General features: G+C 73.3%; 16 protein-coding genes and 1 tRNA gene. 10 read left to right on the plus strand and 7 right to left on the minus strand.

Annotated features, from left to right (window positions below; genetic code table 11):
* Window positions 1-116 precede the first annotated feature (116 nt).
* Window positions 117-536, plus strand: a complete 420-nt coding sequence (locus tag RC1_RS14465; RefSeq protein WP_012568174.1) for a response regulator — start codon at window positions 117-119, stop codon at window positions 534-536.
* Between the two features lie 192 nt (window positions 537-728).
* Here RC1_RS14465 and RC1_RS14470 read toward each other — a convergent pair whose 3' ends face one another.
* Window positions 729-1,574, minus strand: coding sequence for a cation diffusion facilitator family transporter (locus RC1_RS14470; RefSeq protein WP_012568175.1), 846 nt, complete (start codon window positions 1,572-1,574; stop codon window positions 729-731).
* A gap of 426 nt (window positions 1,575-2,000) precedes the next feature.
* Window positions 2,001-3,101, minus strand: a complete 1,101-nt coding sequence (locus RC1_RS14475; protein ID WP_012568176.1) for a DUF808 domain-containing protein — start codon at window positions 3,099-3,101, stop codon at window positions 2,001-2,003.
* 218 nt (window positions 3,102-3,319) lie between these two features.
* Between RC1_RS14475 and RC1_RS14480 the strand changes: the two genes are divergently transcribed.
* Window positions 3,320-5,023 carry an AMP-binding protein gene (locus tag RC1_RS14480; RefSeq protein WP_012568177.1) on the plus strand — a complete coding sequence of 568 codons (1,704 nt, stop codon included), beginning with the start codon at window positions 3,320-3,322 and terminating at the stop codon, window positions 5,021-5,023.
* A 16-nt stretch (window positions 5,024-5,039) separates the two neighbouring features.
* On the opposite strand, the gene RC1_RS14485 is transcribed toward RC1_RS14480, so the two are convergent.
* Window positions 5,040-5,116: transfer RNA gene (locus RC1_RS14485), tRNA-Arg, on the minus strand.
* Between the two features lie 308 nt (window positions 5,117-5,424).
* Here RC1_RS14485 and RC1_RS14490 point away from each other — a divergent pair.
* Together RC1_RS14490 and RC1_RS21845 are read left to right on the plus strand one after the other, a co-directional pair.
* Window positions 5,425-6,255 (plus strand): SDR family oxidoreductase, encoded by an 831-nt coding sequence (locus RC1_RS14490; protein ID WP_012568178.1) that lies wholly within the window; start codon window positions 5,425-5,427, stop codon window positions 6,253-6,255.
* Between the two features lie 292 nt (window positions 6,256-6,547).
* Window positions 6,548-6,877, plus strand: coding sequence for an Hpt domain-containing protein (locus RC1_RS21845; RefSeq protein WP_049766731.1), 330 nt, complete (start codon window positions 6,548-6,550; stop codon window positions 6,875-6,877).
* Window positions 6,878-6,917: 40 nt separating this feature from the next.
* Here the strand turns inward: RC1_RS21845 and RC1_RS20270 are convergent, their stop codons facing one another.
* Complete coding sequence (locus RC1_RS20270) at window positions 6,918-7,328, minus strand: hypothetical protein (protein ID WP_012568180.1); 411 nt, start codon at window positions 7,326-7,328, stop codon at window positions 6,918-6,920.
* Between the two features lie 231 nt (window positions 7,329-7,559).
* Window positions 7,560-8,708 (minus strand): penicillin-binding protein activator, encoded by a 1,149-nt coding sequence (locus RC1_RS14505; RefSeq protein WP_049766732.1) that lies wholly within the window; start codon window positions 8,706-8,708, stop codon window positions 7,560-7,562.
* Window positions 8,709-8,982: 274 nt separating this feature from the next.
* On the opposite strand from RC1_RS14505, the gene rsmI reads away from it, so the two are divergent.
* The 3 genes from rsmI to RC1_RS14520 all read left to right on the plus strand — a co-directional run bounded on the left by rsmI (window position 8,983) and on the right by RC1_RS14520 (window position 11,142).
* Window positions 8,983-9,855, plus strand: a complete 873-nt coding sequence (gene rsmI / locus RC1_RS14510; RefSeq protein WP_012568182.1) for a 16S rRNA (cytidine(1402)-2'-O)-methyltransferase — start codon at window positions 8,983-8,985, stop codon at window positions 9,853-9,855.
* Window positions 9,830-10,210, plus strand: coding sequence for a YraN family protein (locus RC1_RS14515; protein WP_012568183.1), 381 nt, complete (start codon window positions 9,830-9,832; stop codon window positions 10,208-10,210). The genes rsmI and RC1_RS14515 overlap by 26 nt, the downstream gene beginning before the upstream one ends.
* An 89-nt stretch (window positions 10,211-10,299) precedes the next feature.
* On the plus strand, window positions 10,300-11,142 hold the full coding sequence (locus RC1_RS14520) for a SirB1 family protein (protein ID WP_012568184.1): 843 nt from the start codon (window positions 10,300-10,302) through the stop codon (window positions 11,140-11,142).
* A 33-nt stretch (window positions 11,143-11,175) separates the two neighbouring features.
* Here the strand turns inward: RC1_RS14520 and mtnK are convergent, their stop codons facing one another.
* Window positions 11,176-12,468 carry an S-methyl-5-thioribose kinase gene (mtnK, locus tag RC1_RS14525; protein WP_012568185.1) on the minus strand — a complete coding sequence of 431 codons (1,293 nt, stop codon included), beginning with the start codon at window positions 12,466-12,468 and terminating at the stop codon, window positions 11,176-11,178.
* Between the two features lie 127 nt (window positions 12,469-12,595).
* Window positions 12,596-12,832 carry a hypothetical protein gene (locus RC1_RS14530; RefSeq protein ID WP_012568186.1) on the minus strand — a complete coding sequence of 79 codons (237 nt, stop codon included), beginning with the start codon at window positions 12,830-12,832 and terminating at the stop codon, window positions 12,596-12,598.
* A gap of 143 nt (window positions 12,833-12,975) precedes the next feature.
* Between RC1_RS14530 and RC1_RS14535 the strand changes: the two genes are divergently transcribed.
* From RC1_RS14535 to dut, 3 genes are all read left to right on the plus strand, one after another.
* Window positions 12,976-13,416, plus strand: coding sequence for a flagellar basal body rod protein FlgC (locus tag RC1_RS14535; RefSeq protein ID WP_012568187.1), 441 nt, complete (start codon window positions 12,976-12,978; stop codon window positions 13,414-13,416).
* Between the two features lie 153 nt (window positions 13,417-13,569).
* Complete coding sequence (gene coaBC / locus RC1_RS14540; RefSeq protein WP_012568188.1) at window positions 13,570-14,874, plus strand: bifunctional phosphopantothenoylcysteine decarboxylase/phosphopantothenate--cysteine ligase CoaBC; 1,305 nt, start codon at window positions 13,570-13,572, stop codon at window positions 14,872-14,874.
* The gene (gene dut, locus RC1_RS14545) at window positions 14,871-15,326 is read left to right on the plus strand and encodes a dUTP diphosphatase (protein WP_012568189.1); all 456 of its coding nucleotides are present in this window, start codon (window positions 14,871-14,873) and stop codon (window positions 15,324-15,326) included. Before coaBC ends, dut begins: the two co-directional genes overlap by 4 nt.
* Window positions 15,327-15,369 lie beyond the last annotated feature (43 nt).

Genomic DNA, 15,369 nt, shown 5'->3' on the forward strand with positions numbered 1-15,369 from the left:
CTTCCGGCCGGAAGGCAACGGTGCGGCACGGGCCGCGCCGTTCCGCCCGGTGCGGCACCGATCCGGTGCGGCACCGACCCGCGCGGAACGGGCCGGTGCGGAAAGGGAGACGACCGATGAAGATCCTGGCCGTCGATGACGATGCCATCACGGCACTCGATGTCGAGCAGACCCTGCGGGCGACGGGGGCGGAGATCCTGACGGCGTCGGGTGCCGACGAGGCGCTGGCGCTGGCCGAACGCATCCAGTTCGACCTCGCCCTGCTGGACGCCCGGCTGGGCTATGGCGAAAGCGGCTTCATGCTGGCGCAGATGCTGCTGGAGCGGCACGCGGTCCCGTCGCTGCTGGTGACGGGCATGACCGAGGTGCCCGACCATGTCGGGGCCTATGCGCTGGGGGTGCTGCACAAGCCCTTCTCCCCGGCCGATCTGGTCGCCGCCGTGGTGACCGTGCGCTCGGCCCTGACCGGCGGCCCGGCCGGCGGCGGTCCGCCGGGTCTGACGCTGTTCGCCAACCGGGAGACCTCGGCCGCCTGATCTGCGGCTTCCCGACTCGGCCGAGACGGTGCCGGCGCATGGAGACGCCGCCGGCGGGCCTCCCCCGAAGCCGACCGGCGGCGCTCCGCCCGGCCGCTCTCTCCCCCTCGGTGCGGCCGGACCTCGTCCAGTGCAGCAGACTTCGCCCCTCCCGTCCATGGGACGGGACGTCCGGGGGGGCGTATCCGGGGCTCAGGCCACGGGTGCCGCGCCGTCGGCACAGGGGCGGCGTTCCACCTGGATGGTGGCGTGTCCGATCCCGAACTCCTCCCGCAGGGTGCGGGTCAGCGCGCGCAGCACGGTGTCCGGCTCCGCCCCGTCGGCCACGGTGGCGTGCAGGGTCAGCAGCGGCTGTTCCGGCGTCAGCGACCAGGCATGGACATGGTGGATGTCGGCCACGCCGGGCACGGCCTGCAGCGACCGTTGCAGCCGGTCCAGGTCCAGCCCTTCGGGCGCCCCTTCCATCAGGACGTGCCAGGCCGGCGTCACCAGCGCCCAGGCGCTGCGCAGAATCAGCAGGGAGACGACGGCCGACAGGATCGGGTCGATCGGCGTCCAGCCCGTGGTCAGGATCACGGCGGCCGCGGCCAGTGCTGCGACGGACCCCAGCAGGTCGCCCAGCACGTGCAGCGCCGCCCCGCGCACGTTCAGGTTCGCCTTGTCGCCGCCGTTCAGGATGGTGAAGGAGGCGATGTTCACCGCCAGCCCCAGGGCGGCGATGGCCAGCATCGGGCCGCCCAGCACGGGCACCGGCTCGAACAGCCGGCGCGCCGCCTCGACGACGATCCAGAGCGACAGCAGCAGCAGCGCCGCACCGTTGATGAAGGCGGCCAGCACCTGGAAACGGTGCCCGCCATAGGTGCGGGCGGCTCCGGCCGGCCGGCGGGCGGCGCGGAAGGCGTACCAGGCGAGTGCCAGCGCCGCCGTGTCCGCCAGCATGTGCCCGGCATCGGCCAGCAGCGCCAGCGAGCCGGAGATCAGCCCGCCCACCACCTCCGCCGCCATGAAGCCGCCGGTCAGCAGCAGCGCCGCGCGCACCCGCGCCTCGTTGCCGCCGCCCGGTTCCAGCCCGTGGACATGGGAATGCCCGTGCCCCCCGTGCCCGTGCTCCCCGTGCCCGTGTGCATGGCTGTGTCCATGTGCGTGCCCATGGCCATGCGACGCTCCCGGTGCGGCGCTCCGGACCGGGGCCGCGGCGCAGGGCGGCGGTCGGAATCCGTCCCCCGCGGCGGGCGGGGATGCTTCCGCCCCGTGGGCAGGCACCCCGTGGGCATGGCCCCCGTGCGCATGGCCCGGTCCGTGCTGATGCCCGCCATGGTCATGCCCGCCATGGTCAGGACCGTGGGGGGCGGGGCCGGCGGATGGATCGTGGGGCATGGGGCTTTCCTCTCGCTCCGGAATCGTCCGGCCGGGGCCTGCCTGCGACCGGGCGTCTTCCGGCGGGCGCCGTCCGGGATCACCGTGTCAGTGGGCCGCCGGCTCCTGCCCCGTGTCGGAGCGGCCGCGCAGGCGGGCCACCAGGGGCGCGATGCCCTTGTGGACCAGCGGGATCAGCAGCGCCCCCAGGGCCAGCCCGAACAGCCCGGCCCCGGCGGCCCCGACCAGCCATTCCAGGGTCGCGGCCAGGGCGGGCGACGTCGCCGCCAGGGCGTGGCCGGCGGCATGGGCGGCATCGTGGACCGCGTGGCCCAGGGCGGGCAGGCCGTACACCTCCAGCCCGTGCAGGACGATGCCGCCGCCGACCCAGAGCATGGCGGCCGTGCCGACCAGCCCCAGCAGCTTCAGGAAGACGGGCATGAACCGCACCAGCCCGCGGCCCAGCCCCTGCGTCAGCCCGGCCAGCGCCCGGTCGGCTCCCGTCGGGTCAGTCGCCGTCGGGTCGGCCGCCGCGGCGCGGCGCAGGCCCAGCAGGGTGGAGACGGGGCGGGGATTGCGCGCCAGCGCAAGGCCCACATCGTCCGCCTTCACGATCAGGGCGACGGTGCCGTAGACCGCCAGCGTGATGCCGATGCCGACGATGGCCAGCACCGCGGCCTGTCCCCAGAAGGAGGAGGTCTCCTCCGCCACGGTGCTCAGCGTGATGGCCATGATCTCGGCCGACAGGATGAAGTCGGTCTTGATGGCGCCGCTGACCTTCTCTTCCTCCAGGGCGCGGGCGTCCTGGATCGTGGCGGCCACGGCGCCGCCGGGTCCGTGCGTGACGGCATGCGGCCAGACGGCCTCGTACACCTTCTCCGCCCCCTCGTAGCAGAGGAAGGCGCCGCCCAGCATCAGCAGCGGCGTGATCGCCCAGGGCGCCACCAGACTGAGCAGCAGCGCCAGCGGCAGCAGGTACAGGAGCTTGTTCTTCAGCGAGCCGACGGTGATGCGCCCGATGATCGGCAGCTCGCGCTCGGCGCTGAATCCGGTGACATAGCGCGGCGTGACGGCCGCATCGTCCACCACCACGCCCGCGGCCTTCGCCCCGGCGCGGGAGGCCTGCCCCGCCGCATCGTCGATGGAGGCCGCGGCCACCTTGGCCAGCCCGACCACGTCGTCCAGCAGGGCGATCAATCCGGTGCTCATGGACCCTCTGCATGCTGCCTGTCAGACCGGCAGCTTGGCCTTAACAGCCCGCCGCCGTCCAGGCAACACCGTCCTGCGGCCGCAGCTCACGGGAGGAGCGAGACGTCCCGCCGTTCCGGTCCGGGCGACCCGCCGGGCCTTCTCCGCCGGCGCTTTCGACAGGGCGGCCCGCCCTGGGCTATCGTCGTCCCCAACGACAATGGCCGGGAGGACCACCCATGACAGACGGCACCATGAAAGACGGCACCGGGGCCTTCATGGCCGCGCGCGACATCCTGCTGGCGGCCGGGACCGACTACGACCGGGCGCGGCGGGAGTTCCGCTGGCCCGACACCGGCCCCTTCAACTGGGCGCTGGACTATTTCGACGTCATCGCGCGGGACAACCCGCAGCCCGCCCTGCGCGTGGTTTCCGAAGACGGGAGCGAGGAGACGGTCAGTTATGCGGAGATGGCGGCCCGGTCCGCCCGCACCGCGACCTGGCTGCGCGGGCTGGGTGTCGGACGGGGGGACCGCATCCTGCTGATGCTGCCCAACATCCCGCCGCTGTGGGAGGTGATGCTGGCCGCCATGAAGCTGGGGGCGGTGGTGATCCCGGCGACCACCCTGCTGGCCGGCGAGGAGCTGCGCGACCGGGTGGAGCGCGGCGGCGCCCGGTTCGTCATCGTCGCGGCCGGACAGTGCGACCGGTTCGACGATCTGCCCGGGGTCACCCGCATCGCCGTCGGCGGCGCCCCGTCCGGCTGGATCGCCTATGAGGAGTCGCGCGGCGCCCCCGCCGAGTTCTCACCGGACGGGGAGACGCGGCCCGACGACCCGATGCTGCTCTACTTCACCTCCGGCACCACGGCGAAGCCCAAGCTGGTGCTGCACACGCACCGCTCCTATCCGGTCGGGCATCTCTCCACCATGTACTGGATCGGGCTGCGGCCGGAGGACGTCCACTGGAACATCAGCTCGCCCGGATGGGCGAAGCATGCCTGGAGCAACGTCTTCGCGCCCTGGAACGCCCAGGCGACGGTCTTCGTCTACAACTACGCCCGGTTCCAGGCGCGGGCAGTGCTGGACGTGCTGGTCGGGCACGGCGTGACGACGCTGTGCGCCCCGCCGACGGTCTGGCGCATGCTGATCCAGGAGGACCTGAAGTCCTGGCCCGTGCGCCTGCGCGAGGTGGTGGGGGCGGGCGAACCGCTGAACGCCGAGGTGATCGAGCAGGTGCGCAGTGCCTGGGGCCTGACGGTCCGCGACGGCTTCGGCCAGACCGAGACGACGGCCCAGGTGGGCAACAGCCCCGGCCAGCCGGTGAAGCCCGGCAGCATGGGCCGCCCCCTGCCCGGCTACGATGTCGTGCTGCTGGATGCCGACGGCAACGAGGCGGAGGAGGGCGAGATCGCCCTGCGGCTGTCCCCCCGCCCGGCGGGGCTGATGGCCGGATACCAGAGTGCGGCGGGAGAGCCGGTGCAGCCGCCGGCCGGCGGCTGGTACCGGACCGGCGATGTCGCCAGCCGCGACGCCGACGGCTATCTGACCTATGTCGGCCGGGCCGACGACGTGTTCAAGGCGAGCGACTACCGCATCAGCCCCTTCGAGCTGGAATCGGCCCTGATCGAGCATCCGGCCGTGGCCGAGGCCGCCGTCGTGCCGTCGCCCGATCCTGTCCGCCTTGCGGTGCCCAAGGCGTTCCTGGTGCTGGCCGCCGGGTACGAACCGGACGCCGATCTTGCGCGCGACATCTTCCGCCACATCCGGGCGACGCTGCCGCCCTACAAGCGGGTCCGGCGCATAGAGTTCGCGGACCTGCCCAAGACCATCTCCGGCAAGATCCGGAGGGTCGAGCTGCGCCGCGAGGAGCAGGGCCGCGCAGACGGCGACGGGCGCCACCCGCAGGAGTTCTGGGAGGAGGACTTCCCCGATCTGCGCTGACCGGCGGGCGGAGAAGTGGCGTCCCCGGACGGATTCGAACCGCCGACCTAGCGTTTAGGAAACGCTTGCTCTATCCGGCTGAGCTACGGGGACGCTGGGAACCGGCGCCGGGGCATCGCCCGGCGCCGGGCCATATAGCACAGAACGGGCCGTTGCACAGCCCCGACCGCGGCCCGTCCGGGACCGGCCGGGGGTGCCACGGGGCCGCAGGGCAAGGCCGGCAGGGCAAGGCCGGCAGGGAAGGCGGGCAGAAAGACCACAGCCGCCCCGCCGCCCGTCTCCGGTTTCCGTCTCCGGTTCGCGCTGCCGTGACCGCAGGCCGAACGGGCGGGCGGCGGGCGTTGAGGGGCGGCGGGGGATGGGGTAGCGTCCGCCGTTCCGAAACGGGAGGACGCAGAAGAATGGCCGAGAACCGCAGCCTGAGCGGCAAGACCCTGTTCATCACCGGCGCCAGCCGCGGCATCGGCAAGGCCATCGCCCTGCGCGCCGCGCGCGACGGCGCCAATGTCGCCATCGCGGCGAAGACGGCCGACCCGCACCCCAGGCTGGAAGGCACCATCTTCTCCACCGCCGCCGAGATCGAGGCGGCCGGCGGCCGCGCCCTGGCCGTGCAGGTGGACATCCGCGACGAAGGCGCCGTGGCCGACGCCGTCGCCCGCACGGTGGAGACGTTCGGCGGCATCGACATCCTGGTCAACAACGCCAGCGCCATCAGCCTGACCGGCACGCTGGACACGCCGATGAAGCGCTACGACCTGATGCAGGGCGTGAACGCCCGCGGCACCTTCGTCTGTTCCCAGGCCTGCCTGCCGCACCTGCTGGCGGCGCCGAACCCGCACATCCTGACGCTGTCGCCGCCCCTGAACCTGGACCCGAAATGGTTCAAGGGCCATGTCGCCTACACCATGGCCAAGTACGGCATGAGCATGTGCGTCCTGGGCATGGCCGAGGAGTTCCGCAGCCGTGGCGTGGCCGTCAACGCGCTGTGGCCGCGCACCGGCATCGCCACCGCGGCGATGCGGATGCTGGGTGGCGGCGAGGTGCCGCCGGGCTGCCGCGACGTGGCGATCATGGCCGATGCCGCCCACCTGATCCTGACCTCGGACTCGCGGTCCACCACGGGCAACTTCTTCATCGACGAGGATGTGCTGCGCGCGGCGGGGGTCACGGATTTCGGACCCTATGCCATCGACCCGTCGCAGCCGCTTTTCCCCGACCTGTTCCTGGACTGAACCCGGCGGGGGGCCGCCCCGCGGCGGCGGGGCGTCGCAGGGCGGGACCGGGGCAGGCGCCGGGCCGCGCCCGGGCCATGTCCGGGCGGTGCGGGAAAACCGTTCCGGTCCAGGTCCTTGCGGGCCGCTGGCGGGGGCCGGGCGGGGCGGGAGGGGGGCCGCTCCGACCGCCCCGACCCTGACCTTTTGGACGCGCCGGTGCCGTGCCCCGGGTGCTAGCCTGCATCCATCAGCATGCGGGGACCGACGGATGACAACCGAAGTCGTGAGCGGATCGTTGCCTGAACAACCTGTGCTTGATTCGCGCAAGATCATGGACCTGGAAGCCGCCATGGGCGCCGGTCCGCTGAACGACGTGCTGCGTCTGGTGCCGGATTCGGCCCGGGCCGAGCTGGTCCGGGTGGACGGGGCGCTGGCCAGCGGCGATCTGGAGGGGGCCCGGCGGGCCGCCCATGCGCTGAAGGGCTTCGCCGCCAATCTGGGGTTGAACCGGCTGTCGCTGGCGGCAGCCCAGCTCGATCAGGTGCTGCGGGCGCAGGACGCCGTTTCCGCCCGGCCCTGCCGCGATGCGCTGGACCGGGCCATGGCGGATACCGAGGCGGCGCTGGCCAGCCGCGGCTGACGCTGCCGCCGTCCGGCCCGGGGTTCCCGGCGCTGGCCGCTCAGCTCAGGACCAGGCTGACGATCAGCACGTCCTCGACCATCGGCGCACCGATCGCGTCGTTCACCAGGTCGCGCAGCCGCTCCTTCAGGTGCAGCACCTCCGCCGCGCTCACGCTGCGCGACATGAAGCGTTCCGCCGACAGGGCCTCGGTCAGCCGGCCGATGATGCGCGGTCGCAGATTCTGCACCTGCTGCACCTCGACCGCGGCCTCATCGCCCTCCCGCACCACCAGTTCGGCGACAAGCTGGACATAGGAGAAGCGGTCCTTGCCCGGCAGGCTGAAGGGGGTCAGCCGGATGTTGCGGGACACCTCCCCGCCGCCGCCGCCGCTCGCCAGAGCGCTGCCCGCCGGCAGGGCGGCGGACAGCAGCACGGCCAGCGCAAGCGCCAGCAGAAGCGGCCGGGTCATCGACAGGAGAAGACGGCGCGGACGCACCGTCCCGATTGGCGACGAAGGCAGGATTGGCGACGAAGGTATGTTCATCAGACGATCTTACGATTCGAATCTTAACAACCTACCACCAATGCAGGTCGATCACCAATGTAGGTCGATGCCGCGTTCCGCCCAGCAGCGTCCCGCCGGACGCCGGGCGGCGGCCGGGCGGGAGGCTCCCGCGACGGGGACCGGCAGAGACGGGGGTCAGAACACCGGCACCTGGCCGGCCGCCGGGTCGGTCCGCGGCGGGAAGGTCTGCGGCGCAGGATCCACCGTGGCGAAGCCCGCGCGGGTCACCTCCAGCACCGCCAGCCCGCGTTCCGTCAGCCCGTCGGGCAGCAGCCGGAACAGCCCGTCCGCCCCCAGGAAGCCCTGCGGGTCGGTCAGCATCTCCGGTCGCAGGGCTTCCCGGTCACCGCTGCGCACCAGGGCCGCGGCCAGGGCCGTGGCGTCGTAAGCCAGCGTGGCGAGGCGCTGCGGCTTCTGGCCGTAGGTCTCTTCGTAGCGGCGTTCGAAGGCCTGCCGGGCTTCGGGCGGCGGGGCGGCGAACCAGCCGCCGACCAGCGACGCCTCGCGGCCCAGGCCCGGTTCCTCCCACTGGCCGATGCCCAGGAACCGCACCGGGCCGGGATCGACGTCGAAGAAGGGCAGCAGCGTCGCCAGCGTGCGGAGCTGGCCGCCGCCGTCCGCCAGCATGACCGCCTGGAACGGCAGGCCGGTCGCGGCCGCTCCCGGTTCTGCTGTGGCCGGCGCCGGCATGGCCTGATGCTGGGCGAAGCGGCGCACCATCTCCGTCAGGTCCTGCTGGTCGGCGCCGTAGCGTTCGATCCGGGTCACCGTGCCGCCGGCCTGCCGGGCGGCGTCGATCAGGCTCTGCTGCACCACCTCGCCCGACGGCGTGGCCGGGGCCAGCAGGCCGAAGCTGGTGATCCCGCGCGACGCGGCGAAACCGACGACGCGGGCCACCTGCTCCTGCGGCTGGAAGCCCAGCACCCAGACGCCGCCGCCTGCCACCGTGCGGTCGCTGGAGAAGCTCAGCACCGGCACGCCTGCCGGGGCGGCCACGGTGCGCACGGCGGCGGCATCGGCGCTGAACAGCGGCCCCAGGATCAGGCGGGCGCCGGCCGTCACGGCGTCGCGCGCCGCGGCCTCCGCCCCGGACGGCGTGCCGCCGGTGTCGCGCGGCAGCAGCAGGAACTGCCCGTCGGCCACGTCGAAGACGGCGAGCTGGGCCGCGTCCAGCATGGACTGGCCGATCGCCGCCCCGCGCCCGCTGAGCGGGACCAGCAGCGCCACCCGCACCTTGCCGTCGTCCACCGCCACGGGCGGCGGCGGGGCCACGGGCTCGGGCATCACCGGCTGGGGTTGCGGCGGGGGCGGCGGGGGCGCTACGGTTGCGGGGCTGGCACAGGCGGCCAGACTAGCCGCCAGGACCAGGGCGGCGATCAGCCGTCCCGCCCGCGTCCCCGCGGTCCTTCTGCGCTCCGTCCCCTCGCGCTCCGCTCCCTCGTGCCTTGCACTGGCCTTGCTCACGATGATGCCTCTCCCCCAGGACACGGATGATTCCGGCAGCGATGATTCCGGCCCCGAGCCTAGCGGCAGCGATCCGGGCCGTAAACCGGGCGCGGTGCGCCCGCCGCCGGGGCTCTACGTCGTCGCCACCCCGATCGGCAATGCCGGCGACATCACCCTGCGCGCGCTGGAGACGCTGCGCGGCGTGGATGCGGTAGCGTGCGAGGATACCCGCATCACCGGCAAGCTGCTGCACCGTTACGGCATCGCAGCACCGCTTCTCCAGTATCACGAACACAATGCGGCGCGGATGCGGCCGGTCCTGCTCGGCCGCGTCGCGGCGGGGGAGGCGATCGCGCTCGTCTCCGACGCCGGCACGCCGCTCGTCTCCGATCCCGGCTACAAGCTGGTGCGGGAGGCGCGGGAGCAGGGCCTCGCCGTCACCCACCTGCCCGGTGCCAGCGCCGCGCTGACCGGGCTGGTGCTGTCCGGCCTGCCCAGCGACCGCTTCCTGTTCGCAGGATTCCTGCCGCCGAAGACGGCTGCCCGCCGCACGGCGCTGGAGGAGCTGAAGCCCGTCCGGGCCAGTCTGATCCTGTTCGAGAGCGCGCAACGGCTGGCCGACCTGCTGGCCGACGCGGCCGCCGTGCTGGGCGCGCGGGAAGCGGCCGTCAGCCGGGAGCTGACGAAGCTGTTCGAGGAGGTGCGCCGCGGCGACCTCGCCGGGCTGGCGGCGCACTATGCCGAGGCCGGCCCGCCGAAGGGGGAGGTGGTGGTGGTGATCGGCCCGCCCGCGCCGGAGGAAGCCCCGGCCGGGGCCGACCTGGACGCCCTGCTGGCCGAGGCGCTGGCCGGGATGAGCGTGCGCGACGCCGCCGCCAGCGTCGCCGCCGCCACCGGCCTGCCGCGCAAGGCGGTCTATGCCCGCGCGCTCGACCTGGGGCGGCGGACGGGGGCGGGCCATGGCCCCGGTCCGCAGCAGGACTGACTACCGCACGGCCGAACGGCTGGGCCGGCGGGCCGAATGGCTCTGCCGGCTGGCCCTGCTGCTGAAGGGCTACCGCATCCTGGCGACCCGGCTGCGCACCCCGGCGGGGGAGGTGGACATCCTGGCCGAACGGCGCGGCCTGCTGGCGGTGGTGGAGGTGAAGGCCCGGCCGGGCCTGGAGGCGGCCCGCGCCGCCGTGACGGAGGCCGACTGGCGCCGCATCGCCCGCGCCGCCCAGGGCTACGCCGCCGCCCGGCCGCGGCTGGCCGGGCACGCCATCCGCTACGACCTGATGGTCGTGCTGCCCGGCCGCTGGCCCGTCCATCTGGAAGATGTGCGGCGCTCGGGCCGGTAGAACGCCCGCCCCTCTCGACACCCGGCGCGATCCTGCGCTATGTCGGGTCTGCCCGAGCGTCATCCGTCATGGACCCCCGCGAGGAGCCCGTGAATACCCGCCCCAAGGCCCTGGAGATCCTCCGCGCCGTCGGCCGCCTGCCGGACGACCGTATCGACCTCGCTGAAACGGCGCTGGCGCTGGCGGCGCTCGATCGGCCGGAGGCGGGCTTCGAGCCCTACCACCAGCACCTGGCCGAACTGGCGGCCGAGGTGGCGGACATGAGCGGCCGGCCGCTGACGCTGGCCCAGCGGGTCGAGGTGCTGCGCCATGTCCTGGCCGACCGCCACGGCTATCATGGCGATACCGAAACCTACGAGGACATGCAGAACGCCAACCTGATGCGGGTGATCGACCGCCGCAGGGGGCTGCCGGTGGCGCTGGGCATCCTCTACATCCACGCCGCCCGCGCCCAGGGCTGGGAGATCGTCGGGCTGAACTTCCCCGGCCATTTCCTGATGCGGCTGGACCATGACGGGGAACGGGTGATCCTGGACCCCTTCAACCAGGGCGAGCCGAAGGAGCCGCGCGCCCTGCGCGAGCTGCTGAAGCAGACCGCCGGGCTGGATGCCGAGCTGACGCCCGAGCACTACGCCACCGTCTCCAACCGCGAGGTGCTGCTGCGGCTTCAGAACAACCTGAAGCTCCGGCACCTGCGCAACGACCGCGCCGACAAGGCGGCGGAGGTGGTGGAGAACATGCTGCTGTTCGCCCCCGACCATCCCGGCCTGTGGCGGGAGGCGGGGCTGCTGAACGCCCATTCGGGCAACCTGTCCGCCGCCATCCGCGCCTTCGAGACCTTCATGGATCTGGGCAGCCGGCTGGGCGCCTCCTCCCAGCTGCTGCACCAGACGGCGACGCTGGTGCAGCAGCTCCGCACCCGGCTGAACTGACGGCCGCAACCCGGCGCTTCAGAGCCCGGCCCCTCAGAGACCGGCCGTCCGCACCTCCGACCGGATGGACCGGCAGGCGGCGCTGACGTCGGCGATGCCGCGGAAGCGGCCCGGTTCCAGCATCAGCCGGCGGGCCAGCGTCAGGCAGCGCGTCTCGCACAGCGCCCGCAGGTCCGGGTCGGCGATCCATTCCAGGTCGATGTTGTGGGCGATGCCCAGGATGCGGCGGGTGATCTTCGCCCCGGCGAAGGCCAGGGAGTCGATGAACAGCCGGTCCATGTAGGCCTGCCGCTCCGCCTCCAGCGCCCGGATGGCGTCCGGGTCGCCGTCGAAATGCGCGGCCGGGTAGGCGTCGCCCGTGGCGCCGCCCCGCCACAGCGCCAGGAAGCGTTCGCGGAAGCCGGTCCAGACCGCCTCCGCCGTCTCCAGCACCCAGTCCTGGTACTCCGCCCGCGGGCTCTCCGCCGTGGCGTGGCCGTCCTGGGCGAAGAAGTTGATCCAGAGATTGCCCAGCATGGCACCCACGTCGAAGCCCATGGGGCCGAAGAAGGCGAATTCGGGGTCGATCACGCGGGTGTCGTCCGCCGTCACCATGACGGAGCCGGTGTGCAGGTCGCCGTGCAGCAGCGCCTCGGGCGAGGCCAGGAACTTCAGCTTCAGCCGGGCCGCCGCCAGCTTCCACTCGGTATCGGCGCGCACCCTGGCGGCGGTGGCGTCGAGCTGCGGGCTGGTCCAGCGGTTGTGAGGGTGGACCATGTAGGGCTGGGTGAAGATCACCTCTTCCGTCAGGCCGCACAGTTCCCAGTTGCCGCAGAACTCCGCCATCAGCTCCTTCTTGCGCCGGGCCGGCAGGGCCAGGTCGCTGGTGTGGAACAGGCTGTTGGCCATGTAGTCGGCGATCTGCGCCGCAAGCCGGGGATAGCGGGTGCCCGCCACCATGCCGCGGCGCAGGATGATGTGCGGCGACAGCTTCTCCATCACGATGGCGAACAGCGTCGGGTCGTAGTGCAGGATCTGCGGCACGGCGCGGCCGACATGCGGCGCCACCACATGGGTGGCAAGCTGCTCGAAATGCGCCCGTTGCAGGCCCAGCGGCCAGCCCTCGCCGACCAGCCGCAGATAGGGCAGGGCCTGCTTCACGCAGACCGACCCGTGCGGCCCGTCCACCAGATAGACATAGTTCAGGTTGCCGTCGCCGACCTCCCGCACCGACCAGTCGGCCGGGCCGCCGCCCAGCCGCTCCGGCACGCCCGGCACCGCGGCCAGGAAGGCGGCCACCTTCTCCTCGCCCAGCGGCTCGTATCCCGGTGGAACCTCGATCGCCATGTCGCCTCCCCTGTTCCGGCTTCCGTGGGCGGCGAAATTAGCCCAGCGCCGCCGGCCTGGGGAGGGGAGGCGGCAAACGACCACGGCCCGGCCCTGCCGGTTCAGGCCCGGACCGGGCCCTGCCGGTTCAGACGATGACGTCCAGGAACATGCCGCGGCGGTAGCGGGCGGGCAGGCGCAGGATGCCGTCCACCATCAGCGCCGCCAGTTCCCGCGCGCTGGGCCAGCGGTTGCCGGGCCGGCCGCGGACGGCGGCCGGGGCGGGAGCTTCGGCACGGGCGACGGCGCCGGTGCGGCGCTCGCCGTCGGGGATCGGACCGCCGGTGCGCGGCGACCCCGGCAGGGTGGGGCGTGTCTCGACCATGGTCGTTCCCTCGCGGTGAAGCGCCGACCATAGCGGAAAACGCCCCGGCCCGGAAGCCGGGGACCGGCGAAGGTCCCTATCCTCCGGACCAGTTGCGCCGCCGCCCTGACGGACCGATACTCCCTCCGGAAGAGGACGGAACCATGGTCGATCCCATCGCCATTGCCGGCAGCGGCATGACCGCCCAGGCCCGGCGTCTGGCCGCCGGGGCGGACAACATCGCCAACGCCCGCAGCACGGGCGCGCTGCCCGGCAGTGCGGCCGGTGCCCCGGCCGGCGCCACCGGGGCCGACACGCCGCGGCCCTATGCCCCGGTCAGTTCCGGCCAGACGGCCGTCACCGGCCCGGACGGGCAGGGGATGGGCACCCGCGCCGTCTTCCGCGCCACCCAGCCGGCCTTCGTGCCGGAATTCTCCCCCGACAGTCCCTTCGCCGACGCTGACGGCATGGTCGCCGCCCCCAATGTCGATCTGGTCGGGGAGACGGTCGCCATGACCCAGGGCCTGGACGCCTACAAGGCCAACCTCCGCGTCTTCGAGGCGGCGGACGAGCTGACGCGCGAGGCGCTGAACCTCACCGCCTGATCCCCGTCTGATCCGGCCGGACCCGCGCCCGGTTCCCTGGCCGGGGTCCCTGCCCGTATCCGGCCCGCGGCCATGCGGGAAGGTCCGCTTGCGCCGGCGGGGCGGGGGGATTATCTAGATTTCACAGTCCATGACCGTGGTTCAGGGGGCCCCTTGGCCGACCATTCCCATCTGCGGGGCAGGCGGGTCCTGCTGATCGTCAGCGGCGGCATCGCCGCCTACAAGACGCCCGAACTGGTCCGCCGCCTGCGCGAGCGCGGCTGCGCCGTGCGCTGCGTGCTGACCGACGGCGGTGCGCGCTTCGTCACCCCGCTCGCCCTCCAGGCGGTCAGCGAGGACACGGTCTACCGCGACCTCTGGGATCTGACGGACGAAAGCGAGATGGGCCACATCCAGCTTTCCCGGCAGGCCGACGTGCTGCTGGTCGCCCCGGCCAGCGCCAACATCCTGGCGAAAATGGCGCACGGGCTGGCCGACGATCTGGCCAGCACGGTGCTGCTGGCGACCGACAAGCCGGTGCTCGCCGCCCCGGCGATGAATGTCCGCATGTACGACCACCCGGCGACGCAGGCGAACCTCGCCACCCTGGCGGGCCGCGGCGTGGTGCTGGTCGGCCCGAACGACGGCGTCATGGCCTGCGGCGAGTACGGCCCCGGCCGGATGAGCGAACCGCTGGAACTGGTGGACGCGCTGGCGGACTTCTTCGCGGCCCGGGCGGCCCGGGCGCCCCAGGCGACGGCACCGGCGCCCTTGGCCGGCCGGCACGCGCTGGTGACCAGCGGCCCCACCCACGAACCCATCGACCCGGTGCGCTACATCGCCAACCGCTCCAGCGGCAAGCAGGGCCATGCCGTGGCCGCGGCCCTGGCGGAGCTGGGGGCGCGCGTCACCCTGGTCACCGGGCCGGTCGCCCTGCCCGATCCTTCCGGTGTCGAAACGATCAAGGTGGAGACGGCGGCCGAGATGCTGGCCGCGTGCCGCCGGGCGCTGCCGGCCGACATCGTCGTCGCCGCCGCGGCCGTGGCCGACTGGCGGGTGGCGGAGGAGGCGCCCCGGAAGCTGAAGAAGGACGGCGGCCCGCTGCCCCCGCTGCGCCTGGCGGAGAACCCGGACATCCTCGCCACCCTTGCCACCGCCGGCCCGGACCGCCCGGAACTGGTGATTGGTTTCGCAGCCGAAACGACCGATCTGGTGGCCTATGCGCGGGCCAAGCTGGCGCGCAAGGGCTGCGACTGGATCGTCGCCAACGATGTCTCCCCCGCCACCGGCACCTTCGGCGGCGACAGCAACACGGTCCACCTGATCCGCCGCGACGGCGGGGAAGAGGCGTGGCCGCCCCTGCCCAAGGCGGAGGTGGCGCGGCGGCTGGCCCGCGCCGTCGCCGCCCGCTTCGCGCCCGCCGTTCCGGCCGACCCGGCCGCCGGCACCGACACCGTCCAGCCCGGGATTCCCGCATGACCGACCTCAGCATCGCCGTCACCCGGCTGCCGCACGGGGCCGACCTGCCGCTGCCCGCCTATGCCACGGAGCATGCCGCCGGCATGGACCTGCTGGCGGCGGTGGCGGAGCCCGTGATCCTTGCGCCGGGGGAGCGCCGGCTGATCCCCACCGGCCTCGCCATCGCCCTGCCCGACGGCTACGAGGCGCAGGTGCGCCCGCGCTCCGGGCTGGCGCTGAAGCACGGCATCACCCTGCTGAACAGCCCCGGCACGATCGACGCGGACTACCGCGGCGAGGTCGGGGTGATCCTCGCCAACCTGGGCGCCGACCCCTTCACGGTCGAACGCGGCATGCGCATCGCCCAGATGGTGATCGCCCGCTACGCCCGCGCCGCCTGGGACGTGGTGGACAGCCTGCCCGCCAGCGCCCGCGGCAGCGGCGGCTTCGGCTCGACGGGGACGCGGGGATGAACCGGCACCGCCGTCCGCGTTTGTCTGATCGATACTACGTCCG

The organism is Rhodospirillum centenum SW (assembly GCF_000016185.1).
Classification (GTDB): domain Bacteria; phylum Pseudomonadota; class Alphaproteobacteria; order Azospirillales; family Azospirillaceae; genus Rhodocista; species Rhodocista centena.